General features: G+C 52.2%; 6 tRNA genes. All 6 read left to right on the top strand.

The features are described from left to right. The first annotated feature begins 77 nt into the window (after positions 1-77). The 6 genes from AB1K91_RS19975 to AB1K91_RS19950 all read left to right on the top strand — a co-directional run bounded on the left by AB1K91_RS19975 (position 78) and on the right by AB1K91_RS19950 (position 638). Positions 78-153, top strand: a tRNA-Thr gene (locus tag AB1K91_RS19975). 5 nt (positions 154-158) lie between these two features. Further along, positions 159-234, top strand: a tRNA-Lys gene (locus AB1K91_RS19970). A 32-nt stretch (positions 235-266) separates the two neighbouring features. Beyond that, positions 267-352 (top strand) — tRNA-Leu (locus tag AB1K91_RS19965). A 12-nt stretch (positions 353-364) separates the two neighbouring features. Then, positions 365-439, top strand: a tRNA-Gly gene (locus tag AB1K91_RS19960). 27 nt (positions 440-466) lie between these two features. After that, positions 467-551, top strand: a tRNA-Leu gene (locus AB1K91_RS19955). A gap of 10 nt (positions 552-561) precedes the next feature. Beyond that, a tRNA-Arg gene (locus tag AB1K91_RS19950) sits at positions 562-638 on the top strand.

Genomic DNA, 638 nt, shown 5'->3' with positions numbered 1-638 from the left:
GGATTAGCTCAGCTGGGAGAGCATCTGCCTTACAAGCAGAGGGTCGGCGGTTCGAGCCCGTCATCCTCCACCATTTAGCCGGTCTAGCTCAATTGGTAGAGCAACTGACTTGTAATCAGTAGGTTGGGGGTTCAAGTCCTCTGGCCGGCACCATTTTAGAGCCATTAGCTCAGTTGGTAGAGCATCTGACTTTTAATCAGAGGGTCGAAGGTTCGAGTCCTTCATGGCTCACCATTTCATTTTAATACTGTGCGTATTTAATCTATGCGGGTGTGGCGGAATTGGCAGACGCGCTAGACTTAGGATCTAGTGTCTTTATGACGTGGGGGTTCAAGTCCCTTCACCCGCACCATTTAGATTAAACGCGGAAGTAGTTCAGTGGTAGAACATCACCTTGCCAAGGTGGGGGTCGCGGGTTCGAATCCCGTCTTCCGCTCCATAACTACTAAATCAACTAATTCAGCTTGCCGGGGTGGCGGAATTGGCAGACGCACAGGACTTAAAATCCTGCGGAGGGTTCCTCCGTGCCGGTTCGAGTCCGGCCCTCGGCACTTTAAACATGCGCCCGTAGCTCAATTGGATAGAGCGTTTGACTACGGATCAAAAGGTTAGGGGTTCGACTCCTCTCGGGCGCGCCA

It is taken from the genome of Terribacillus jepli (assembly GCF_047228925.1).
Taxonomy (GTDB): Bacteria; Bacillota; Bacilli; order Bacillales; family Amphibacillaceae; genus Terribacillus.
This window is presented reverse-complemented; position numbering and strand designations above follow the sequence as displayed.